This is a genomic window from Sphingosinicella sp., assembly GCF_052387495.1.
In the GTDB taxonomy this organism is placed as follows: Bacteria; Pseudomonadota; Alphaproteobacteria; order Sphingomonadales; family Sphingomonadaceae; genus Allosphingosinicella.
In genome coordinates this window covers 1-21,721 of record NZ_JBQTJC010000051.1, presented here as the reverse complement: position 1 = coordinate 21,721, position 21,721 = coordinate 1, and the positions used below count along the sequence as shown (strand labels likewise).

The 21,721-nt window shown below is 69.9% G+C and carries 23 protein-coding genes and 1 pseudogene; 10 read left to right on the top strand and 14 right to left on the bottom strand.

The window, feature by feature from the left end; genetic code table 11:
- Together ACT4N8_RS02980 and ACT4N8_RS02975 are read right to left on the bottom strand one after the other, a co-directional pair.
- A pseudogene (locus tag ACT4N8_RS02980) lies at positions 1-287 on the bottom strand (rod shape-determining protein MreC); the annotation flags it as partial.
- A gap of 18 nt (positions 288-305) precedes the next feature.
- The gene (locus ACT4N8_RS02975; protein WP_444856652.1) at positions 306-1,349 is read right to left on the bottom strand and encodes a rod shape-determining protein; all 1,044 of its coding nucleotides are present in this window, start codon (positions 1,347-1,349) and stop codon (positions 306-308) included.
- Between the two features lie 156 nt (positions 1,350-1,505).
- On the opposite strand from ACT4N8_RS02975, the gene mutL reads away from it, so the two are divergent.
- Positions 1,506-3,245 carry a DNA mismatch repair endonuclease MutL gene (gene mutL / locus ACT4N8_RS02970; RefSeq protein WP_444856651.1) on the top strand — a complete coding sequence of 580 codons (1,740 nt, stop codon included), beginning with the start codon at positions 1,506-1,508 and terminating at the stop codon, positions 3,243-3,245.
- A gap of 3 nt (positions 3,246-3,248) precedes the next feature.
- Here mutL and ACT4N8_RS02965 read toward each other — a convergent pair whose 3' ends face one another.
- From ACT4N8_RS02965 to miaA, 4 genes are all read right to left on the bottom strand, one after another.
- Positions 3,249-4,046: an energy transducer TonB gene (locus ACT4N8_RS02965; protein ID WP_444856650.1), complete on the bottom strand. Its 798-nt coding sequence runs from the start codon at positions 4,044-4,046 to the stop codon at positions 3,249-3,251.
- 69 nt (positions 4,047-4,115) lie between these two features.
- A complete protein-coding gene (locus ACT4N8_RS02960; protein ID WP_444856649.1) occupies positions 4,116-5,087 on the bottom strand; it encodes a class I SAM-dependent methyltransferase in 972 nt (323 codons plus the stop codon).
- Positions 5,084-6,079 carry a ketol-acid reductoisomerase gene (gene ilvC / locus ACT4N8_RS02955; RefSeq protein WP_444856648.1) on the bottom strand — a complete coding sequence of 332 codons (996 nt, stop codon included), beginning with the start codon at positions 6,077-6,079 and terminating at the stop codon, positions 5,084-5,086. Before ilvC ends, ACT4N8_RS02960 begins: the two co-directional genes overlap by 4 nt.
- Positions 6,076-6,930 carry a tRNA (adenosine(37)-N6)-dimethylallyltransferase MiaA gene (gene miaA, locus ACT4N8_RS02950; RefSeq protein WP_444856647.1) on the bottom strand — a complete coding sequence of 285 codons (855 nt, stop codon included), beginning with the start codon at positions 6,928-6,930 and terminating at the stop codon, positions 6,076-6,078. Before miaA ends, ilvC begins: the two co-directional genes overlap by 4 nt.
- A gap of 70 nt (positions 6,931-7,000) precedes the next feature.
- Here miaA and serB point away from each other — a divergent pair, with 70 nt between their 5' ends.
- A complete protein-coding gene (gene serB / locus ACT4N8_RS02945) occupies positions 7,001-7,870 on the top strand; it encodes a phosphoserine phosphatase SerB (RefSeq protein ID WP_444856646.1) in 870 nt (289 codons plus the stop codon).
- Here the strand turns inward: serB and ACT4N8_RS02940 are convergent.
- Together ACT4N8_RS02940 and ACT4N8_RS02935 are read right to left on the bottom strand one after the other, a co-directional pair.
- On the bottom strand, positions 7,867-8,148 hold the full coding sequence (locus ACT4N8_RS02940; protein ID WP_444856645.1) for a hypothetical protein: 282 nt from the start codon (positions 8,146-8,148) through the stop codon (positions 7,867-7,869). The genes serB and ACT4N8_RS02940 overlap by 4 nt on opposite strands.
- Positions 8,149-8,237: 89 nt before the next feature.
- The gene (locus ACT4N8_RS02935) at positions 8,238-9,227 is read right to left on the bottom strand and encodes an SPOR domain-containing protein (protein WP_444856644.1); all 990 of its coding nucleotides are present in this window, start codon (positions 9,225-9,227) and stop codon (positions 8,238-8,240) included.
- Between the two features lie 197 nt (positions 9,228-9,424).
- Between ACT4N8_RS02935 and ACT4N8_RS02930 the strand changes: the two genes are divergently transcribed.
- The 3 genes from ACT4N8_RS02930 to ACT4N8_RS02920 are packed head-to-tail and all read left to right on the top strand — an operon-like array spanning position 9,425 to position 12,186.
- Positions 9,425-10,144 carry an AAA family ATPase gene (locus tag ACT4N8_RS02930; protein ID WP_444856643.1) on the top strand — a complete coding sequence of 240 codons (720 nt, stop codon included), beginning with the start codon at positions 9,425-9,427 and terminating at the stop codon, positions 10,142-10,144.
- Positions 10,145-10,155: 11 nt separating this feature from the next.
- Positions 10,156-10,725 carry a hypothetical protein gene (locus tag ACT4N8_RS02925; protein ID WP_444856642.1) on the top strand — a complete coding sequence of 190 codons (570 nt, stop codon included), beginning with the start codon at positions 10,156-10,158 and terminating at the stop codon, positions 10,723-10,725.
- A 15-nt stretch (positions 10,726-10,740) separates the two neighbouring features.
- A complete protein-coding gene (locus ACT4N8_RS02920) occupies positions 10,741-12,186 on the top strand; it encodes a tetratricopeptide repeat protein (RefSeq protein ID WP_444856641.1) in 1,446 nt (481 codons plus the stop codon).
- Positions 12,187-12,259: 73 nt separating this feature from the next.
- On the opposite strand, the gene ACT4N8_RS02915 is transcribed toward ACT4N8_RS02920, so the two are convergent.
- The 6 genes from ACT4N8_RS02915 to ACT4N8_RS02890 form a co-directional block, all read right to left on the bottom strand.
- Entirely contained in the window at positions 12,260-13,195 is a 936-nt protein-coding gene (locus tag ACT4N8_RS02915) for an aspartate carbamoyltransferase catalytic subunit (protein ID WP_444856640.1), read from the bottom strand.
- Positions 13,196-13,317: 122 nt separating this feature from the next.
- Complete coding sequence (locus ACT4N8_RS02910) at positions 13,318-14,388, bottom strand: alpha/beta fold hydrolase (protein ID WP_444856639.1); 1,071 nt, start codon at positions 14,386-14,388, stop codon at positions 13,318-13,320.
- Entirely contained in the window at positions 14,388-15,230 is an 843-nt protein-coding gene (locus ACT4N8_RS02905) for a TolB family protein (protein ID WP_444856638.1), read from the bottom strand. Before ACT4N8_RS02905 ends, ACT4N8_RS02910 begins: the two co-directional genes overlap by 1 nt.
- Before the next feature lie 115 nt (positions 15,231-15,345).
- Positions 15,346-15,810 (bottom strand): hypothetical protein, encoded by a 465-nt coding sequence (locus ACT4N8_RS02900; protein WP_444856637.1) that lies wholly within the window; start codon positions 15,808-15,810, stop codon positions 15,346-15,348.
- A 78-nt stretch (positions 15,811-15,888) separates the two neighbouring features.
- Complete coding sequence (ruvX, locus tag ACT4N8_RS02895; RefSeq protein WP_444856636.1) at positions 15,889-16,350, bottom strand: Holliday junction resolvase RuvX; 462 nt, start codon at positions 16,348-16,350, stop codon at positions 15,889-15,891.
- Positions 16,347-17,483, bottom strand: a complete 1,137-nt coding sequence (locus ACT4N8_RS02890; protein WP_444856635.1) for a DUF3089 domain-containing protein — start codon at positions 17,481-17,483, stop codon at positions 16,347-16,349. The genes ruvX and ACT4N8_RS02890 overlap by 4 nt, the downstream gene beginning before the upstream one ends.
- Positions 17,484-17,548: 65 nt before the next feature.
- Between ACT4N8_RS02890 and gatC the strand changes: the two genes are divergently transcribed.
- The 5 genes from gatC (at position 17,549) to ACT4N8_RS02865 (ending at position 21,565) form a co-directional block, all read left to right on the top strand.
- Positions 17,549-17,836, top strand: coding sequence for an Asp-tRNA(Asn)/Glu-tRNA(Gln) amidotransferase subunit GatC (gene gatC / locus ACT4N8_RS02885; protein WP_444856634.1), 288 nt, complete (start codon positions 17,549-17,551; stop codon positions 17,834-17,836).
- A 106-nt stretch (positions 17,837-17,942) separates the two neighbouring features.
- Positions 17,943-19,424, top strand: coding sequence for an Asp-tRNA(Asn)/Glu-tRNA(Gln) amidotransferase subunit GatA (gatA, locus tag ACT4N8_RS02880; protein ID WP_444856633.1), 1,482 nt, complete (start codon positions 17,943-17,945; stop codon positions 19,422-19,424).
- Positions 19,421-19,759 (top strand): hypothetical protein, encoded by a 339-nt coding sequence (locus ACT4N8_RS02875; RefSeq protein WP_444856632.1) that lies wholly within the window; start codon positions 19,421-19,423, stop codon positions 19,757-19,759. The genes gatA and ACT4N8_RS02875 overlap by 4 nt, the downstream gene beginning before the upstream one ends.
- The gene (gene gatB / locus ACT4N8_RS02870; protein WP_444856631.1) at positions 19,750-21,234 is read left to right on the top strand and encodes an Asp-tRNA(Asn)/Glu-tRNA(Gln) amidotransferase subunit GatB; all 1,485 of its coding nucleotides are present in this window, start codon (positions 19,750-19,752) and stop codon (positions 21,232-21,234) included. The genes ACT4N8_RS02875 and gatB overlap by 10 nt, the downstream gene beginning before the upstream one ends.
- A 67-nt stretch (positions 21,235-21,301) precedes the next feature.
- Positions 21,302-21,565 carry an excalibur calcium-binding domain-containing protein gene (locus ACT4N8_RS02865; RefSeq protein WP_444856630.1) on the top strand — a complete coding sequence of 88 codons (264 nt, stop codon included), beginning with the start codon at positions 21,302-21,304 and terminating at the stop codon, positions 21,563-21,565.
- The last annotated feature ends 156 nt before the right edge of the window (positions 21,566-21,721 follow it).

The following is a 21,721-nucleotide window of genomic DNA, read 5'->3' as shown; positions in this document are numbered from 1 at the left end:
AGTTCCTGGCGGAGCTCGGCATTTTGCGAGCCAGCGCGGAAATAGTCGCCGATCGCGCCGCCGATGCCGGTGAAGAAGCCGACCACGCTCCGCCCGCCCGAGCTGACCGGGGCGGTGACGTCGAGCGCGGCGCCGCGGATCGCCGCATAGCCGCGCGGATCGATGATCGAGATGGTAAGCATGAGAAGCGCGACCAGGATGCCGGCGATCGCCACGACATAGCCGAGGAACAGGCCGTATTGCGCCCGGCGGGAAAATCCGAGACGCCGTTTGGCGGGCGGCGCCATGCGACCCCCGAGCCCGCCTCAGGCGGTCTGCAGCACGCCGCGGAAGACTTCCTCCTCCATCGCGCGGCCGGTGCCAAGCGCGACGCAGGTCAGGGGGTCGTCGGCCACGGTGACGGGCAGGCCGGTTTCGTCGCGCAGCACTTCGTCGAGGCCCTTGAGCAGAGCGCCGCCGCCGGTCAGCACGATGCCTTGGTCGACGATGTCGGCGGCGAGCTCCGGCGCGGTGTTCTCGAGCGCGATCCGCACCCCCTCGACGATTGTGCCGACCGGCTCGGAGAGCGCCTCGGCGATCTGGCGCTGGTTGATCATGATCTCCTTGGGCACGCCGTTGACGAGGTCGCGGCCCTTGATGTGGACGGTCTCGCCGTCGGCGCCGCCCGCCGGGGGCTTAGCGATGCCGACCTGCTTCTTGATCCGCTCCGCCGTCGCCTCGCCGATCAGGAGATTGTGATTGCGGCGGACGTAGGAGCTGATCGCCTCGTCCATCTTGTCGCCGCCGACCCGGACGCTGGTCGTGTAGGCGAGGCCGCGCAGGCTGAGCACGGCGACCTCGGTGGTGCCGCCGCCGATATCGACGACCATCGAGCCGATCGGCTCGGTGACCGGCATGTCGGCGCCGATCGCCGCGGCCATCGGCTCCTCGATCAGATAAACCTGGCGGGCGCCGGCGTTGGAGGCGGCGTCGCGAATCGCGCGGCGCTCGACGCTGGTCGAGCCGGAGGGGACGCAGATCACGATTTCCGGCCAGCGCGGGAAGCGGCGCCGGCCGTGCACCTTCTGGATGAAATGCTTGATCATCTGCTCGGCGACGTCGATGTCCGCGATCACGCCGTCCCTGAGCGGGCGGATCGCCTCGATCGCGTCGGGGGTCTTGCCCATCATCAATTTGGCATCGTCGCCGACCGCCTTGACGCGCTTGACGCCGTTGATCGTCTCGATCGCGACCACCGATGGCTCGTTCAGGACGACGCCGCGGCCGCGGACGTAGACCACGGTATTGGCGGTGCCGAGATCGATCGCCATGTCGTGCGAGGGAAAGCGGAAGAAATTGAACAGGGACATAATCGCCTTGAACTCGTTTGGGGTGTGGGGCGGAAGCCGAGGGATTCCTGGCCCTTCCCCAGGGCATGTCTATAGGATGGTCCCGCGCGTCCGGTCCACCAAAGATATGGCGGCCCGGGCTCGCGGCTTGCCGCCGCTTCGTATAGAGCCTGAAGCATGTCAATAAGGCGCCTGCCCGAGCATCTCGTCAACCGGATCGCCGCCGGTGAAGTGGTGGAAAGACCGGCCAGCGCGTTGAAGGAGCTGATCGAGAACGCGATCGACGCGGGCGCGACGCGGATCGCGGTGAGCCTCGCCGGTGGCGGCACGGCTCGGATCGAGGTCGCCGACGACGGCAGCGGCATGGCGGCGGACGAGATCGCGCTGGCGCTGGAACGGCACGCGACCTCCAAATTGCCGACCGATTCGATCGACGAGGTCGCGACCCTGGGCTTTCGCGGCGAGGCGCTGCCCTCGATCGCCAGCGTTGCGCGGGTGACTATCGAGAGCCGGGTGCGTGGGCGGGACGGCTGGTCGCGGACGATCGACAATGGCGCGCTGGCTCAGGACGGGCCGGCGGCGCTGCCGCCCGGGACGCGGGTCACGGTCGAGGAGTTGTTCGGCAAGGTCCCGGCGCGGCGCAAGTTCCTGCGCTCGGAGCGCAGCGAATATGCCGCCTGCCTCGACGTCGTGAAGCGCCTCGCCATGGCACGGCCGGAGATCGGCTTCAGCCTCGAGCATGACGGGCGTCGGACCCTTTCGGTGGGGCCGGGCGAGGAGCGACCGGCGCGGGTCGCGGCGCTGACCACGAGCGAGCTGGCCGAGAACAGCCTCGCCATCGAATATGCGCGCGGGGACGCCCGGCTGGGCGGCGTCGCCGGCCTGCCGACCTTCAACCGCGGCGTCGCCGACCACCAATATCTGTTCGTCAACGGCCGCCCGGTGAAGGACCGGCTGCTGATCGGTGCGGTCCGCGCCGCCTATCAGGATCTGCTCGCCCGCGACCGCCATCCGGTGCTCGCTCTGTTCATCGAGCTGCCCGGCGGCGAGGTCGACGTCAACGTCCACCCGGCCAAGACCGAGGTCCGCTTCCGCGATCCGGGCAATATCCGCGGCCTGATCGTCGGCGGCCTCCGCCACGCCCTCGACGCGGCTGGCCATCGCAGCGCCCAAAGGCCGAGCGTCTCGGCGCTGGGGAATTGGACGGCGGAACCGGTGCGGTCGCCCAGCTTTCCGCCGCCGACGCCGGGCCAGGACGCGGTCTGGGACCGGCACCGCGACTATGCGCCCGAAGCGCGCGCCGAGGCCGCCGTCGAGACGGTACCCCGGGGGCAATCCTTCCCGCTGGGCGTTGCCCGGGGGCAGGTCGCCGCGACCTATATCGTCGCGGAGGCCGAGGACGGGCTGGTCCTCGTCGACCAGCATGCCGCGCACGAGCGGCTGGTGCTCGAGCGGATGCGCCGGGCGATGGCGAATGGGGGCGTCGCGCGCCAGGCGCTCCTCCTGCCGGAAGTGGTCGAACTGGACGAGCCGGCCTGCGACCGGATCGAGGCCCGGCTCGCGGAACTGGCCGAGATGGGGCTCGAGCTGGAGCGGTTCGGGCCGCGCGCGATCCTCGTGCGGGCGACCCCGGCAATGCTCGGCGCGGGCGACGTCAGGGGTCTGGTCGCCGACCTCGCCGACGAGCTCGCCGCCTTCGATTCGGCGCTGAGCCTCAAGGAGAAGATCGACCTCGTCGCCGCGACCATGGCCTGCCACGGCTCGGTCCGCGCCGGCCGTATCCTCTCGGTCGCCGAGATGAACGCCCTCCTGCGCGAGATGGAGGTCACGCCGCACAGCGGCCAGTGCAATCACGGCCGCCCGACCTGGGTAAAGCTCGCCCATGGTGACATCGAGAAACTGTTCGGGCGGAAATAGCGGCTACCAGCTCCATCGCCCTCGGCGCCGCGGCCCATCCACATCCTCGACGATCCAGCTGTGATTCTCCTCGATCCGCGAACGGACCGGGCGGCCCTGGCGGTCGCGGGCCGGGGCGAAGCGGAAGCGGCGCTCGATCAGGCGGCAGGTGGTTTCGTCGAGGAGACGGCTGCCGCTGGAGCGGGTCACCCGGCAATCACTGACGCGCCCGTCCACCTCGACCGCGTAGAGGACGGAGACGGTGCCGCCGATCCCCGCTTCGCCCACCCCGGCCGGGTAATCGGAATTGCTCAGGGAGCCGCTGAGGTGGCGCGGCGGGCGTCCGCCTCCGCCTCCGCCGCCTCCCCCTGCGCCGCGGCCGCCGCGTCCGGAGCCGGAGCCGAAGCCGCCGCTGCCCGTGCCGGGGCCGGCGATGTCGGCATTGCCGGTCGACGGGTCGGCGCCGGGCCCGGCAACGGGACTCGTGACGGCCGGCGAGACCGGGGGCAGGACGATCACGGGCTCGGGCGCGACGATTTCGGTGGCGCGCGAGCGCAGATTGGGCGGCGAGGCGGCGCCTTCCTCGCGCGGCGCGGCGGCCGGGCGCGGGTCGTCGCTCGTCTGCGATTGGGGCGGCGGTTCGGGCTGCGGCATTTCCGGCGGCAAGGTCAGGAGCTCGACGCGCTGCAGCCGGTCCGGCAGCGGCGGCGGGGCGCCCACGCGGAGCCCCGCGACCAGCGCGTAGAGGAGTAGGGCATGGACGAGCGCCGCGGGCAGCGCGGCGCCCAGCCGGTCACGGTGTGATCGCGCAGCATAGCTCACGCGTCGGACATTTAGACCATTTTGCCTTTTATCACAATGGGATGAGATCACGGCGAGATACGGCCGCAGCTAGAAGCGCGCCTCGATCACATGCCCGATCAGGGCGTCCCCGGCGCGCAGCGGCGTCGCGGCGGCGGTTGCCGCGCCATGCCGGCGGAGGCGCGCGGCGAGGTCCCCCGCCTGCTCGGCGCTGAGCGCGGCGGCGACGAGGGCCGCAAGGCGGCCGCGATGGGCCTCGTTCTCGGTCTTCACGCGATCGGCGACGGCGATCAGCTCCTCGAGGGAAAGCGCGCCGCGCCGGTTGAACGCGTCGAGCAGGATAGCGCCGGCATTGCGCAGGTTCGCCGGATCGGACGCGGTGGGAATGCGTTCGCCGACCCGGCGGAGAGCTCCCTCGAAGGCGGCAAGCCGCACGCGGGCGATCGCCCGGTCGTCCGGTGAGCCGGGCGAGGTCCGTTCCGCTGTCGCGGTCGCGACGAAGCAGGCGCGCGCCGCATCGGAGAGCTGGGCCTCTTCGAGGAGGAAATCGGTCTCCGCGATGGCGCGGCGCGACACCTCGGCGACCTTGCCCTCGGCGGCATGGACGACGAGGCGAACGCGGCCCTCCGGCGCGACGACACGCGCCAGCTCGGCCGCGGCGCGGGGCAGATCGGTATATTCAATGCCATATTGGCTGACGACCGCGCCGAAGCTGCGATCGGCGAAGGGCAAAGCGACGGCATCGATGCCCGGGCGGAAGTCGATCGCGGCAAGCGCCTGGCGGTGGCGGGTGACATAGCGCCGCGGATCGATCGCGGCGCGGTCGACGGCGGCGACGGCGAAGCCGCGGTCAAGATTCCGGGAGGTTTCGGCGGCGATGATCGCGATTGCTCCGTTGCCGGTGCACAGATCGAGGATCGCGGTGCCAGCCGGCAGGCTTTCGAAAAAGTCCTGCCAGCCGGCTGCCACCGCCTCGTCGTAATTGCGCGCGCCCGCCTCGTCGAAGCAGGAAGCGATGCGGTCGAACTGCCAGTAGCGGTCCCAGATCGAGGTGTCGCTCATCGCCCGTCATCCCCATTCGCGAGCGAGAGGAGACGGGCACGGACCGCCTCGATCGGGTGGGCGCTGGCGGCTTCGCGCGAGGCCCTGAGGCGGGGATAGCCGGCCTCGGCGTCGGCGATCAGCTCGCGGGTGAAATGGCCGGCGCGGACCTCGCGCAGGATGCGGCGCATCTCGGTGCGGGTGTCGGCGGTGACGATCCGGCTGCCGCCCTTGAGCGCGCCGAACTCGGCGGTGTTGGAGATCGCCTCGCGCATGCCGGCGATGCCCCGCTCGTAGATGAGATCGGCGAGCAGCTTCACCTCGGTCAGGCATTCGAAATAAGCGATTTCTGGTGAGAAGCCGGCCTCGACGAGCGTCTCGAAGCCGGCATGGATCAGCTCGGGGATCGCGCCCCAGAGCACCGCCTGCTCGTTGAACAGGTCCGCTTCGCTCTCCTCGGCGAAGCTGGTGGGGAGAATGCCGACCCGACCGCTGCCGATCGCCGCGGCGTAAGATAAGGCGAGCGCTTCGCCGCCGCCGCTCGCATCCTGGTGGACGGCGAAGAGCGAGATCAGGCCCGAACCGCGCTCGAAATCGGCGCGGAGCGCGGTGCCGGGCCCCTTGGGGGCGACGAGGAAGATGTCGAGATCGGGGCGGGGCGCGACCAGGCCGAAGCGGATCGAAAGACCGTGGGCGAAGCTCAGTGCCGCGCCCTCGCGAAGGTTGGGCGCGAGTTCCTCGGCGTAGATGCGGCCATGATCCTCGTCGGCGGCGAGGAGGACGGCGAGATCGGCGCCCGCCGCCGCCGCCTCTTTTGCCGTCATGACGTCAAAGCCGTCGGCCTTCGCTCTTTCGCGCGAACCGGATTCCGGGGGGAGCGCGATGGTCACGCTCACGCCGCTGTCGCGGAGGTTGAGCGCCTGGGCGCGGCCCTGATTGCCGTAGCCGACGATCGCGACCCGCTTGCCGCGGATCAGGGCAATGTCGCAGTCGCTGTCGCGATAGACCTTCATCGGGCGAGCAGCGCTAGGGCATCGGGGAGCGCATCGCAATCGAGCGGCGCCTCGAAGCGCGGCCAGCCGGCGGGCGGCTGGCGGCGGAACCAGGTATATTGGCGCTTGGCATATTGCCGAGTGGCGGCCTGGCCGGCGGCGAGCGCGTCCGCCCGGCTCAAATCGCCGGCGAGGAAGGCGGCGATCTCACGCACCCCGATCGCCCGCATCACCGGCGCCAGCAGCGGCAATCTTCGCTCCAGAAGTGAGCGAACCTCCTCAATCCCTTCCGCCGACATCATTTCTTCAAACCGATCGTCGCAGCGGGCGTAAAGCCAGGCACGCGGCGGCAGGAGGATGAGGGGGGCAAGTGCGATCGCCTCGCCAATCCCGCCCACCTTCTCCGCCTGCCAGGATTTGAGTGTGCGTCCCGTCGAGCGGACGACCTCGAGGGCGCGGGCGGTGCGGGTGGTGTCGGCCGGGCGAATCCGGGCTGCCGCTTCCGGGTCTTCGCGCGCCAGCGCCGCATGCGCTTCGGCGACGGGAAGCGCGCGGACCGCCCTGCGCACGGCGGGATCGATCTCCGGCACGGGCGCGATGCCGTCGAGGAGCGCACGCAGATAGAGGCCGGTGCCGCCGGCGAGGATCGGCAGGCGGCCCGTCTCGTGGGCCGCCGCGATCTCCGCTTTGGCGTCCGCCGCCCAGTCCGCCGCGGAGCAGGCGTCGGCACCATCGCGATAGCCGTAGAGGCGGTGTGGCGCCCGCGCCTCGTCCTCGGGCGTCGGCCGGGCCGAGACGATGCAAAGGTCGCGATAGACTTGGGCGCTGTCGGCGTTGATCACGATGCCGTCGGCGCGCTCCGCCAGCGCCAAAGCGAGCGTCGACTTGCCGCTCGCCGTAGGTCCCGCGATAAGCGCGAGCGGCGGCTTTTACGGGGACCCCATGTTCATCGCGACCCTGATAGCAGCGGATCGGCTGGCGCGCGGAGACATTTCCGCCGCGCGCGATGCGCTCGGGCGCGCGGCGGAGGCGGAATGGGTCGAGGAGGGCAGCGCCTGCGATCTCCTTCTCGGCGATGCTCCGGGCAACGCGCCGAACACTTTGGAGGGCCTGCTGCCCGGCGTCGACGTCGTCGTGCAGCGGCGGGAGGGGCGGCATAAGCGGCTGCTGGTCGCCGACATGGATTCGACGATGATCAGCGTCGAATGCATCGATGAGCTTGCCGATTATGCCGGGCTCAAGGCCGAGGTCGCCGCCGTGACCGAGCAGGCGATGCGGGGCGAGCTGGACTTCGAGGCGGCGCTCGACGCGCGCGTGGCGCTGCTGCGGGAGATGGACGAGGGGGTGATCGACCGCTGCCGCGACGAGCGGGTGCGGCTCACCCCGGGCGCGCGGACCCTAGTGCAAACGATGCGCGCGCACGGCGCTTATACGTTGCTCGTCTCGGGCGGTTTCACCCGCTTCGCCGAACCGGTGGCGGCGGCGATCGGCTTCGACGCCGCTGTGGCCAACGAGCTGGTGATTGCGGACGGGCGGCTGGCCGGCACGGTGGCTAAGCCGATCGTCGGCGCGGCGGCGAAGCGGCGGGCGCTGGTCGAGACGGCGGAAAGCCAGGGGATTTCCCTCGCCGAGACCATAGCGGTAGGCGATGGCGCCAACGACATTCCGCTGATCGAGGCGGCGGGGTTGGGCGTTGCTTATCACGGCAAGTCCGCGCTCACGGCGGTCGCTGACGCGCGGATCGAGGCGAACGATCTCACCGCTTTGCTCTATGCGCAGGGCTATCGGCGGGCGGACTGGGTAGCGGATTAAGCCGGGGCGCTCATGTCGGCGGCGATCGCCGCCAGCGCGAAGGCGACGGAGGCCTCGCCATAATCGAAGCCGATCGCGACGCCCTCGTCGCCGACCGCGCGGACCAGCGCCCGGATCGTGCCGGCGTCGGGATGCTGGAGGACGATCGCGCTTCCTACTTCGGGGCGGGCATTGGTCTCCAGGAAGGCGCCGCGCGCGGTGACCTCGCGGAGCGCGGCGGGCGCGGGGGCGTCGGCGATCAGCACGCACATACGCCGGCGCCGCCAGCGCGACGCCATGCCTGTCCGCCCGTCAAGATTGCGCAACGCCCCCATGACCCGCCCTCAGTCTTCCGAGACGGCTCTAACCTGTCGCGGAAAATTTTCGGTTAAGGGGCGACCGGGAAGCAGGCCTGGCGCGCGGCGGCGCAGGCTCGGTCCGCGGCGGTGCGATTCGCGAGCGGCCCGGCCTGCAGCCGGAACACCGCGCCCGCGCGCACATAATGCGGCTGCAGGCCCGGCAGTCGCCCGCTGACCGCGCTCCAGGCGCGGCGGGCATTGGCCTCGCTGCTGAACGCGCCGAGCTGGATCCGCCAGCGGCCGCCCGGCGTGGCCAGCCCGGCCGAGGGGGCGGGTGGCGCGCGACGCGGTGCCTCGGCGACCTGCGGCGCCTGGCGCGGCGGTGCAGGGCGCGCGCGCGGCGGCGCAGAGGGCGGCACCTCGGTCGTCGCGATGCGCGGCTGCGGTGGACGCGGCTGCGCGGTCACCGCACCGGTCACTACGGGTTCGGCCGAGGCGGGCGCGCGGTGGGCGAGCGCCTGGGCGAGCTCGGTGCCGCGGGCGCGGTCCGCTTCGCCGATATGCTGCTCCATCTCGCGCAACTGCTGGATCGCCGGGGGCAGGCCCTCGGCGGCGGCGCGGCTCATCATCGCGTAGGCGCGCGGGAAATCGCGCTCGACGACGTCGCCGTTGAAGAGCGCCGTGCCATAGACATATTGCGCACGCGGGTCGCCGCGCTCGGCGGCGCGCTGAAGATAGGGCATGGCATCGCGGCGTCGGCCATTCTGGAACAGAATCAGGCCGAGATTGGCGCCGGCCTGCTCGTGGCCCTGGCGGGCGGCGCGCTCATACCATTGCTCGGCGAGATTATTGTTCACCGGCACGCCGCGGCCCAGCTTGTAGGCCTGGGCAAGGTTGAATTGCGCGTCGGCGTCGCCCGCGTCGGCGAGCGGCCGCCACTGGCGGATCGCCTCCTCGTAATTGCCCGCCGCCCAGGCATCCACGCCGGCGCGCACGCTCGGCTGCGCCCAGGCCGGCACGGCCAGGCCCGCGATCGCGCCCGCCGCGGCCAGCGCCAGCAGGCGTCCCTTCGTCGTCATCTCGAACTGCCCTCCACCGGAATAGTCCCTCTCGCTCTAGCGGCGATTGCTTAAGGCGACCTTAGCATAGAAATCAGCGTCTTGCCCGCCGCCCACGGCCCGGCCCGGCCCGCGCTTCCCTGTCCCTTTGTTAACCGGATTTTAGTCTCGCTGGAGGAAACCCGCTTCGCAAGCGTGGGGAATTCGAGGGAAATTACATGCGGGTACTGGCATTGTCCTCTCAGAAGGGCGGTTCGGGCAAGACGACCTTGTCGGGCCATCTGGCGGTGCAGGCGCAGCGCGCCGGCTATGGACCCGTCTGCCTGATCGATATCGATCCGCAAGGCTCGCTCGCCGATTGGTGGAACGAGCGCGCGGACGACATGCCCGCCTTCGCGCAGACCACGGTCGCCCGCCTCGGCGCCGACCTGGAGGTGCTCCGGCAGCAGGGCTTCCGCCTCGCCGTCATCGACACCCCGCCCGCGATTACGATGGCGATACAGAGCGTTATTCAGGTCGCCGAATTGGTGGTCATCCCGACCCGCCCCAGCCCCCACGACCTCCGCGCCGTCGGCGCCACGGTCGATCTATGCGATCGGGCGGGCAAGCCGCTCATCTTCGTCGTCAACGCGGCGACGCCCAAGGCCAAGATCACATTCGAGGCTGCGATCGCGCTGTCGCAGCACGGCACCGTCGCTCCGGTCACCATCCATCAGCGCACCGATTTCGCCGCCTCGATGATCGACGGCCGCACGGTGATGGAGGTCGATCCCAACGGCAAGTCGTGCCGCGAGGTCGAGGAGCTGTGGGACTATATCGCCGACCGGCTCGAGACGAATTTCCGCCGCACCGTCTTCTCCGCTCCGGCGGGTCCGGCCGCGCACGCTTATGCGATCCGCCCGCAGCCCGGCTTCGGCCGGCGTGTGCTGGGCCAGTGAGGGAGGGCGACATGATGAACGAAGCCCGCCCCTACGCCTCGCTCTCCTCCGGCCTCCTCGCCCGCAAGGGCGCGGCCAAGCCCGCCATGCGCCCGCAGGGCTATACGGGCGGCTTCGAGGACCTGGGCTGGAACGACATGGGCCATGGCCCGGCGGAAGAGGAATTCACTTCGGAACAGCCGGAGCATGTCCCGAGCTCGATCGCCGCGCTGACGCCGCTGCCCAAGTCCGGCGAGCCCGAGGTCGTTGCCCAGCAGCGCGCCATCGCCGAGAGCTTCGACGAGGCCGAGGATGAGATCGAGGCTGTCGAAGCCGAGGCGCAGCTGGCGCCCGCGCCGCGCAGCCCGGCCGAGATCGTCAAGCTGCCCAAGCGTGCCCAGCCGGTCGCGGTGGGCAAGAAGGCGGCCTTCACCTTGCGGCTCGACGCCGAGCGCCATTTGCGGCTGCGGCTCGCCTGCGCGGTCACTGGCCGCTCGGCGCAGCAGCTGGTGGCGGGTGCGCTCGATGCGATGCTGGCAGACATTCCCGAAATCGAGGCGCTGGCGGCGCGCGTGCCCGCCAAGGGCGCCAGGAAGAATTGATCCCAGGGGGCCGAGATGAACAGGATTACGTTCAAGTTCGCCGCGTCGACGATGATCATCAGCATAACGATGGTCGCCGCGACTGCCCAGTCGCAGGCGATGCGCCAGGCCGGTATGCCGGGTCGCGCGGCCGCGGCCGGTGACCGCCAGTCGAGCGAGCTGTTCGCCCAGGCCCGTCGGGACCTGCAGCAAGGCCGCGTTTCGGAAGCGCGTGTCGCGATGGAGCAGGCGGTGGCGCTGAGCCCGCGCGACGCCGGCTACCGGTTGCTGCTCGCCGACGTCTATCTGAAGCAGGGCCGTTTCGAATCCGCGCGCGCCACTTATGGCGACGTGCTCGAGCTCGATCCGTCGAACCAGCGCGCCGGCCTGAGCTTTTCCCTGATGCAGATCGCGCTCGACCGGCCGCAGGCGGCGATCGCCCAGCTCGACACTCTCGCCGGCCGCGCCTCGGCCGCCGACGTTGGCCTGGCCATGGCTTTGGCCGGGGCGCCCGAGCGGGCGATCGAGATCCTCGAGCCCGCCGCACGCTCGCCGAGCGCGACGCCCCGTATTCGCCAGAATCTGGCGCTCGCTCATGCCCTCGCCGGCGATTGGCGCCGCGCCCGGGCGATCGCTTCGCAGGATCTTTCGCCGGCCGATGTCGGGCCGCGGCTGGAGCAATGGGCCGCCTTCGCGCGCCCCGGCGCCGCCGCCAACCAGGTCGCCGCCTTGCTCGGGGTCAGCCCTGTCGCCGATCCCGGCCAGCCGGTCGCGCTCGCGCTCTCGCGGCCGGCTCCCGCGCCGGTCCAGGTCGCCGCCGTTGAGGCCCCCGTCGTCGCCGCGCCCGAGGCGGCGGCGCCGGTTCAGGCCGCCGCGGTCGGCCCCGACACAGATTGGGGCCTGCCCGCCGCCGCGCCGATCCAGGTCGCCGCCGCGGAAGCGCCCGCTTCCTACGCCCCCGTCTCCTACACGCCCGTCTCCTACGCGCCCGCTTCCGACGTGCCGCCCGCTCCGGCGCCGACTGAGGAAGAGGTTCAGGCCGCGATCGCCGCGCGCGCGATGAACCGCCCGGCGCCGTCGGTGATGCGCACCGCCGCCGTCTCGCTGCCCGCCGCGCCGGTCTTTCGCCGCGCCGCCGCGCGTCCTGTTGCCGCCGCCGCGCCTGAGGTGCGGATGGGCGACAGCCAGTTCGTCGTTCAGCTCGGCGCCTTCTCGAACGAGGGCAATGCCGAGGCCGCCTGGGTCGAGTTCCAGCAGCGCTACGGCCTGACGCCTTATGCGCCGCTCGCCGCGACGATCGAGATGGACGGCCGCACGCTGCACCGCGTCGCGATCGCGGGCTTCGCCAGCCATGAGGATGCGCAGAGCCTCTGCGGCTCGCTCCGCGCCCGGGGCGGCGAATGCTTCGTCCGCTCCTCGGCGGGCGACGCCTCGGTCCGCTGGGCCGCCCGCTACGCCGACCGCAACACGCGCGACGCCTGAACAAGCTTCGGACCTCGTCAGGTCCCCTCTGGAGGGCGGCGGATCGGCCAAGGTCCGCCGCCCTTTCGATTCGTCAGCCGCGCCGTTCCCGGGTGAGCAGATCGAGGCAGGCCATGCGGACGGCGACGCCCAATTCGACCTGATCGAGGATCGCCGAGCGCTCGGGATCGTCCGCGACGTCGCCGTCGATCTCGACGCCGCGGTTCATCGGGCCGGGATGCATGACGACCGCCCGCGGCGCCGCCAGAGCGAGGCGAGCGCGAGTGAGGCCGTAGCGGGCGTGATAATCCTGGAGCGTGTCGGGGAAATCCTCCTCCATCCGCTCTTTCTGGATGCGCAGCACCATCACGACGTCGGCGCCGGCGAGGCCCTCGTCGAAATCCTCATAGGCCGGGATCCCGGCCGGCAGGCTCGCCGGCATCAGGCTGGGTGGCGCGACGATTCGCACCTCGGCGCCGAGCAGGGGCAGCGACCGCAAATTCGAGTTGGCGACCCGGCTGTGCTCGATGTCGCCGCAAATCGCGACCTTCAGCCCCTCGATGCGGCCGAAGCGGCGGCGGATGGTAAGGGCGTCCAGCAGCGCCTGGGTCGGGTGCTCGCCCTGGCCGTCGCCGGCGTTGATCACCGGGCAGTCCATCACCGCCGCGACATCCGCGGCCGCGCCGTTCGCCTCGTGGCGGATGATGAGCAGGTCCGGGCGCATCGCGTTCAGGGTCAGCGCGGTATCGATCAGGCTCTCGCCCTTGCGCACGCTGGAGGCGGCGGGGTGGAAGCTCGATACCTGCGCACCGAGCCTCTTGCCGGCGATCTCGAAGGAGAAGAGGGTGCGCGTCGAATTTTCGAAGAAGGAGTTGATCTGGGTGAGGCCACGCAAGCGATCGTCCGCCTTGCGCGCGCCCCGGTTGAACGCGACCCAGGCCTCGGCCTCGTCGAGAATCAGGCCGATGTCGGCGGCGGAAAGCCCCGCGATCCCGAGCAGATGGCGATGGGGGAAAAGCGCGGCGGACATTAAAGCCGCGCTCTAGCGGTCGCGGACGATGACCTCAACCGTCATCCCGGCACAGGCCGGGATCTCGGGACAAGAAGTCTCGGCGAATCTCCCTGAGATCCCGGCCTGCGCCGGGACGACGGCTACCTCCGCAGATGCTGGTTGAGGAAGGTGAGGTAGGCCTCCGAAGCGGTGACCCGGTTTTCCTTCCTCAGGAAGCCGTGGCCCTCGTCGGGGAAGAGGACATATTCGACCGGGACATTGTTGCCGCGGACGGCGGCGACCAGCTCGTCGCTCTCGACCTGGAGCACGCGCGGATCATTGGCGCCCTGCACGACCAGCATCGGCCGGCGGATGTTCGCGGCGTGGAAGAGCGGCGAGATCCGGCGGTGGCGCTCGGCGTCGGTGGCGGGATCGCCCATCTCGTCGAACAAAGCGGTGCGCTGCGCGCCCCACCAGGCCGGGATCGATTCGAGCGTGCGCACCCAGTTGGTGACGCCGAAGATGTTGACGCCGGCGTCGAACGTCTCGGGATGAAAGGCGAGCGCGGCGGCGGTCATATAGCCGCCATAGGAGCCGCCCATCACCGCGATCCGATCCGAGATCCAGTCCTGCCCCTCGAGCCAGCCGCGCGAGGCGACGACGTCGCGCAGGTCGACGTCGCCGTGGCGCCGGTCGTCCATGTGGAAGAAGGTCTTGCCGTAGCCCGACGAGCCGCGATTGTTGATCGCGTAGACGGCATAGCCGTTGTTGACGAGGTGCTGGACGAGGGCGCTGTAGCCGCGCCGGCTCTGCCCGCCCGGCCCGCCATGGACGAGGACGATCGCCGGCACCGGGTTCGCCGCGCTCGCCTCGCGCGGGCGATAGAGGATGCCGGGCACCTCGACCCCGTCATAGGAGCGGAAGCGGGCGACGCTGCCGTCGACCAGCTGGGCCTCGTCGATCGCCGGGTTGAGCGAGCGGGTCAGGCGCCGGGCCGCGCCACTCGCGAGATCGGCGACGAAAATGTCGGTGGGGCTGGTGTCCGAGGCGACGGTGAACGCGATCATCGTCTCGTCGCGGTTGAAGCGGACGCCGCCGAGATCACCTTCCGGCACGCCGGTGAGAGTCACCGGGCGATTGGTGCGCGTGTCGGTGATGGTGAGCTGGGTCGAGGCGTCGGCGTTGACCGCGTGGACCCGGTAGCGGCCCGAGGGCGAGTGCATGACGAACATCACGTCCAGTCCGCCGCGATCATCGGCGCCCTGGCGCCGCCGGCGAGGTCGTAGCGCCAGGCCTGGCCGAATTCGCTGGTCTCGTTGGTGCCGTAGATCAAGGCACTGCCGTCTGGCGTGAAGCCGTAGACGTCGTAGGCGACATTGCCCTGATGCTCGGTGATCAGCCGTGGCGCTTCGCTCGATCCGACCTGGGCGAGATAGACGTCGCTGTTCGCCGAGCTGATCGCGCGGATCAGGGCGACGTTGCGACCATCTCTCGAGATGTCGCCGATCAGGAAGCCCTCGTTCTGGAAGATCAGCTCCCGCTCGTAGCTGGTCGAATCATAGGCATAGACGTCGAACATCTGCGGATTGCGCTCGTTCGTGCTGACGAAGAAGCGGCTGCCGTCGGCGCTCCAGCCGAGGAAGCTCGCTTTGTGCCGCTCGCCCGGCGTCAGATCGCGCACCGTCCCGTCGGGCAGGCGGACGTAGACGTGGTGGAGCTCGTTGCCGCCCTGATCGGCGACGTAGAGGACGCGATCGTCGTTCGGGAAATAGCTCTGGCCGAGGATCGCGTTGTCGGTCGAGGTGGTGAGCTGGACCGGATCGCCGCCCGCGACCGGCAGGGCGTAGGCGTTGAAGACGCCGCTGCGGTCGGTGGTGACGAGCAGGTTCCGCCCGTCGCGCGAGAAGGCGATGCCGTCGGGCGAGGCCATCGCATGGCTGGTCGTCTCGAAGAACTGCCGGGCGGAATAGCGCGGCAGCTCCGCGGCGGTGGCGGGGGCGGGTTGAGGCTGGGCCGCGGCGGGCGCGGCGAGGCAGGTGGCGGCGAGCAAAAGCGTGGCGATACGAATGCGCATGAACGGGCCTCTCTCTGGTGTGTTATATCTCTATAACACCAAGTGGCGCCCAGTCTAGACAAAAAACGCCCGGGCGCGAGCCCGGGCGCAGTCGAGCCAGCTCTGAGCCTTCCACTCAGGGCGTCAGGTTGACGACGGCAATCTGACAGAGATTGACGCCGCGAATGTCGGTCGTGTCGCCGTCGTCATAGGTGGCGCGGATGTCCCACAGGCATTGCGATTCGCCGCGCGAGAAGGTGACCTCGGCGGACTCGCCGTCGGCGAGCACGTCGCGGCCGAGGATGTCCGGGCCCCAGCTGTCCTCGTCCGACGGCGAGACGTTGAGCGTGACGACGATGTGGCCGGTATTGTTGTTGACGGTGAAATTCTGCCGGGCCTCGCCCTGGACTTCGGCGTTGGGCGCGCCGCTGCCCTGGGCTGCGCCGCCGCCCGGCGCGCCGCCGCCGGTCGCCTGCTGCGGGGCCGCATTGTTCGCCGGCGCCTGCGTGTTTCCGCCGCCGACCGGTCCGGTCTGGACGTTGCAGGCCGTCAAAACGAGCGCCGACGCGCACAACGCGCCGGCCATGTATCGCATGTTCATGGTCAGATTCCCCTCCCGAATGGAGCGCGGAAGCTATCCGATTCGCGGCAAAGCGCAATCGGGCAAATGTCGGGGGGATCAGGCCATGGTCAGCGCGTCGATCGCGCCCTGCAATATGTAGGCGGCGGCCATCTTGTCGACGAGTTCCGCGCGGCGGGCGCGGCTGGCGTCGGCGTCGATCAGGGTGCGGGTCACCGCCTGGGTCGACCAGCGCTCGTCCCAGAGCAGGACGGGGAGGCCGAGTGGCGCGAGATTGCGGGCGAAGGCGCGGACCGACTGGGTGCGTGGGGACTCGCTGCCGTCGAGGTTGAGCGGCAGGCCGACGACGAGGCCCTTCACTTGCAGCGCTTCGGCCAGCGCCCGGAGCGCGGCCAGATCCTTGGCGAATTTGGTGCGCCGGATCAGTTCCGCCGCAGTCGCGATCGTCCACTGCGAATCGCACAAAGCCGTGCCGATCGTCCTCGTGCCGACGTCGAGGCCGAGCAGCCGCCCGCCCGCGGGGAGCGTGGCGCGAAAGGCGGCGGTGTCGGACGCGATCATCGGCCTTCAAACGCCGCCAGCCGGCGCTCGGCATCGGCGCGGACGTTCGCCCAGAACAAAGCGTAATCGTAGACGTGGTAATTGTTGCCGGGCAACGCATAGGGGCCCATTTCGGGAAGCGCGTCATTGTCGCCGATCAGGAGCAATCCGCGCGGGCCGCAGCGCGCCGGCACCGCGCCCCGGCGAAACTCGGCGGTGCTGAAATCCTCGTTCGGGATGAGCGTGCCGAGGTTGCGGTCCGCGCCCGCCGCGCCGCCCGCCGCCCCGGTGAGCGGGTTGGTGCAGACCATGGTCGAGCCGTTCCGGCTGGCGCCGCCCGGGCCGGCCGAGCCGTCATAGACCTCGGTCACCTGGCTCGGATCGGCTGGCTCGGAGAAGCTCTGCCAGGAGAGCAGGCAGCGCGCCTGCGTCGCCGTCCGGCAGCCGGGCAGGGGGATGGCCGGCATGTCGGCGCTCTCCGAGACCGGCCAGCCGACGACATAAGCGCCAACGATCCGCTCCGCCTCCGGCGCGCCGCGGAGGCGCTCCTGCAGCAGCCGCATCAGATGCAGGCTGCCCTGGCTGTGGGCGGCGAGGATGATCGGGCGGTCGGCGGGCGCCTGCCGCAGGAACGCCTCATAGGCAGCGAGCACGTCGCGATAAGCGAAATCGAGCGCGCGCCGGGCGTTGTCCGCGTCCGTCAGGAAGGCGCCGAAGGTCGCCTGGCGATATTTGGGCGCCCAGATCGCGCCGACCGAATTGAACGCGCTCGCCTGGCTGCGCACGAACAGGGCGGCGCGGCGCTGCGATTCCTCGTCGTCCACCGGCGCGTTCCAGGCGCTTCGCTCGAGGAAGCTGGTCGGGTGGACGAAGAAGACCGAGGCCCGGGGCGCGGCGGCCGGACGAAAGCCTTCGGGTGTCCAGAGCGAGGGATTGCCGGCGATGTCGGGCCGGGCGATCCACATATTCGCCTGCGCATAGCTCGCGCCTGCCGGATTCGCGACCTCGCGGAACTCGACGCTCGGCACCATCGCCCAGCGCATCAGCTCCTTTTCGAAGATGCGATAGGCGAAGGCGGCGGCGATGAAGAGGACGATCAGCGCCGCGACGATCTTGAGGAAGCAGCCCGCCGGGCTTCTGCGTTTGGTTGCCACGCGCGACCTAGAGCGGAAGGCGGCTTCGCTTGCAAGCCCGCGACAGGCGGTGCTAGCGGCCCAGCATGTCCGTCGACACCGATACCGTCCGCCATATCGCCAAGCTTGCCCGGATCGCGGTCAGCGACGCCGAGATCGCGGCGTTGGCGCCCGAGCTGTCCAACATCCTCGGCTGGATCGAGCAGCTGCAGGAGGTGGACGTGGAGGGCATCGCGCCGATGACCGCGGTGATCCCCAATCACCTGCGCCTGCGCGACGATGCCGTCACCGACGGCGGGATCCGCGACAAGGTCCTCGCCAACGCGCCCGCCGCCGAGCATGGCTTCTTCGCCGTCCCCAAGGTGATCGAATGACCTTCCGCGATATCGTCACCCCGGCGAAGGCCGGGGCCTCATGGAGATTGGCCGTGACCTCTCGTGCCGAGATCCCGGCCTGCGCCGGGATGACGGGAGGGCGGGTATGACGGCGCTGACCGATCTCGGGGTCGCGGCGCTTCGCGACGGGGTTCGCGACGGTGCCTTTTCGGCGCGCGAAGCGGCGGAGGCCTATGTCGCGGCGGTTGAGAAGGCGCGGGGGCTCAACGCCTTCGTGGTCGAGACGCCCGAGCATGCGCTCGCCGCCGCCGACGCCGCCGACGCGGCGCGGGCGAATGGCGCGCTGAAGCCGCTCTCCGGCGTTCCGCTCGGCATCAAGGACCTGTTCTGCACCGAGGGCGTGCAGAGCACCGCCGGCAGCCGCATCCTCGAAGGCTTCCGCCCGAACTACGAATCGACGGTCAGCGCGAAGCTGTTCGAAGCGGGCGCGGGGATGCTCGGCAAGCTCAACATGGACGAGTTCGCGATGGGCTCGTCGAACGAGACCAGCGGCTATGGCGCGGTGATTTCGCCGTGGAAGCGCAACGACGGCGGCAACGCCCCGCTGGCTCCGGGCGGCAGCTCGGGCGGCTCGGCGGCGGCGGTGGCGGCGCGGATCGCGCCCGGGGCGACCGGGACCGACACGGGCGGCTCGATCCGCCAGCCCGCCGCCTTCGTCGGCATTTCGGGGATCAAGCCGACCTACGGCCGCTGCTCGCGCTGGGGCATCGTCGCCTTCGCCTCGAGCCTCGACCAGGCCGGGCCGATGGCGCGCGACGTCCGCGATTGCGCGATCCTGCTTGAGGCGATGAGCGGCTTCGACCCGAAGGATTCGACCTCGCTCGACCTGCCCGTGCCGAAGTGGGAGGCCAACCTCAGCGCTGACATCAAGGGCAAACGCGTCGGCATCCCGAAGGAATATCGGATCGACGGCGTCCCTGAGGAAATCGGCCGGGTCTGGGATCGGGGTATCGACTGGCTCGAGGATGCCGGCGCCGAGATCGTCGAGGTCTCGCTGCCGCACACCAAATATGCGCTGCCGACCTATTACATCATCGCCCCGGCCGAGGCCTCGTCCAACCTCGCCCGCTATGACGGCGTCCGCTACGGCCTGCGCGTCCAGCCCGATCAGGGCGGCCTGCAGGACATGTACGAGGCGACCCGCGCCGCCGGCTTCGGCCCGGAGGTCAAGCGCCGGATCATGATCGGCACCTATGTGCTCTCGGCCGGCTTCTACGACGCCTATTTCAACCGCGCGCAGAAGGTCCGCGCCCTGATCGCGCGCGATTTCGAGCGGGTCTGGGAGAGCTGCGACCTGCTGCTCACGCCGACCGCGCCCTCCGCCGCCTTCGCGCTGGGCGAGAAGAGCGCCGATCCGATCGCCATGTATCTGAACGACGTCTTCGCCGTGCCCGCCAGCCTCGCCGGCCTCCCCGCCATGTCGGTCCCCGCCGGCCTCGACGGCCAGGGCCTGCCTTTGGGCCTGCAGATCGTCGGCAAGGCGCTCGACGAGCAGAACGTCCTCAACGCCGGCCTCGCCATCGAGGAGCGCGCCGGCTTCACCGCGCGGCCGGAGGCGTGGTGGTGAGCGCGCTCTCTATGGTCAACCCTGCCTGGGCTGCGCCCCCCGGAACGTGGATTCACCCCATCGACGGCTGGGGTTACGTAGAAGCGATTGATGGAAAGCTCGCCGACCAGTTCGAGGCTCGGATTGAGATGAGCGGGACGGATATCGGTGACGGCGTCCTAGGCTGGCGCGGCACCGTATCTACGCCAGGGCATAAATATGCCGGACTCCGTCTCACGATGAGCCCGCGGCACACGACGTGGACCAGGATCGTTGTCGTCCATGTCGAGGACCATGAGAAACTGGTGTTCAGTGGGATGGCGGAAACGAGCGGGCTGGAGTGCGAATGGCTGTGAGCAATTATCGCATCCAGGGCGCCACGGGCGAGTGGGAGGTTGTGATCGGCCTCGAGGTCCACGCGCAGGTGGTTTCGAAGGCCAAGCTCTTCTCGGGCGCCTCGACCGAATTCGGCGCCGAGCCGAACAGCCAGGTCAGCCTCGTCGACGCGGCGATGCCGGGGATGCTGCCCGTGCCGAACCGCGAGTGCATCCGCCAGGCGGTGCGCACCGGCATGGCCTTAAACGCCAAGATCAACGCCTGGTCGCGCTTCGACCGGAAGAACTATTTCTACGCGGACCTGCCTCAGGGCTACCAGATCAGCCAGCTCTACCACCCGCTCGTCGGCGAGGGCGAGATCGAGATATTGCTCGACGAGAAGGACGAGGGCTCGGCGCGCACGATCGGCATCGAGCGCATCCATGTCGAGCAGGATGCGGGCAAGATGCTGCACGATCAGCATCCGAGTTCGTCCTATGTCGATCTCAACCGCTCCGGCGTCGCCTTGATGGAGATCGTCTCACGGCCGGACATGAGAAGCCCAGAGGAAGCAGGAGCTTACGTCCGCAAGCTGAGATCAATTCTGCGCTACGTCGGCTCGTGCGACGGCAATATGGAGCAGGGCTCGATGCGCGCCGACGTCAATGTCAGCGTGCGCCGCCCGGGCGGGGAGCTCGGCACCCGGACCGAGACCAAGAACGTCAATTCGGTCCGCTTCATCATGGCCACGATCGAATATGAGGCGAACCGCCAGGTCGACTTGATCGAAAATGGCGGCGCGATCGTCCAGGAGACCCGGCTGTTCGATCCGGACAAGGTCGAGACGCGCTCGCTGCGCTCCAAGGAGGAGGCGCACGATTACCGCTACTTCCCCGATCCGGACCTGCTCCCGCTCGAGCTCGACGAAGCGTTTCTGGAAGATTGCCGCGCCTCGCTCCCCGAGCTGCCCGACGCCAAGCGCCGCCGCTACGAGGCCGAGCTGGGGCTTACCCCCTACAACGCCTCGGTGCTCACCGCCGAGGTCGAGACGGCGCGCTGGTTCGAGGCACTGCTCGCGGCCGGCAAGGGTGACGCCACCTTCGCCCAGCGCGCCGCGAACTGGGTGATCTCCGACCTGTTCGGCGCGCTGAACCGGCTGGGCAAAGACATCGCGGACAGCCCGGTCAGCCCCGCCCAGGCGGCGGAGCTGCTCAAGCTCACCGCCGACGGCACGCTCTCGGGGACGCTCGCCAAGCAGGTCTTCGAGATCATGCTCGAAACCGACGAGGACCCGGCCGCGATCGTCGAGGCGCGAGGCCTTAGGCAGACCAGCGACACCGGCGCGATCGAGGCGGCGATCGCCGAGGTCATGGCCGCCAACGGAGACAAGGTCGCCGAATATCGCGGCGGCAAGGACAAGCTCTTCGGCTTCTTCGTCGTCCAGGTGATGAAGGCGATGGCCGGCAAAGCCAATCCTCAGGTGGTGAACGAGCTGCTCAGGAAGGCGCTGGGCTAGACGCGAAACCTCCGTTTTCGCGCAATCTCTCCACCTTTCGGCAACTGGATCGGCCTAATCTGCCGGCATGAAACGCGTTTGCAGCTTCCTACTGATCCTTTTGGTCGCCGCTTCGGCGGCGGCGGGCGAAGCGCAGCGCCGTCCTGCCGACAGCCAGCCTGGCCGGGAGGCCCAGCCGCGCCGTCCCGGCTCGCTGGTCTATTATCCGAATTGCGATGCCGCCCGCGCGGCGGGCGCCGCGCCCATCTACCGCGGCCAGCCTGGCTACCGCCCGGCGCTCGACCGCGACAATGACGGCATCGCCTGCGAGCCCTGGCGCGGCCGGCGCTGACCGCGCTTCAATGGATTAAACCCGGGTTCGTCGCCGTTGTCTCCGCAGCAGCGGAGGAACTCACATGCGCATCTCGACGTGTCGTGCCCTCGCCGGTTTCGTCGGCCTGGCCGCGGCGGCGGGGCCGCTTCACGCCCAGCCGGCCGTGGAATATAC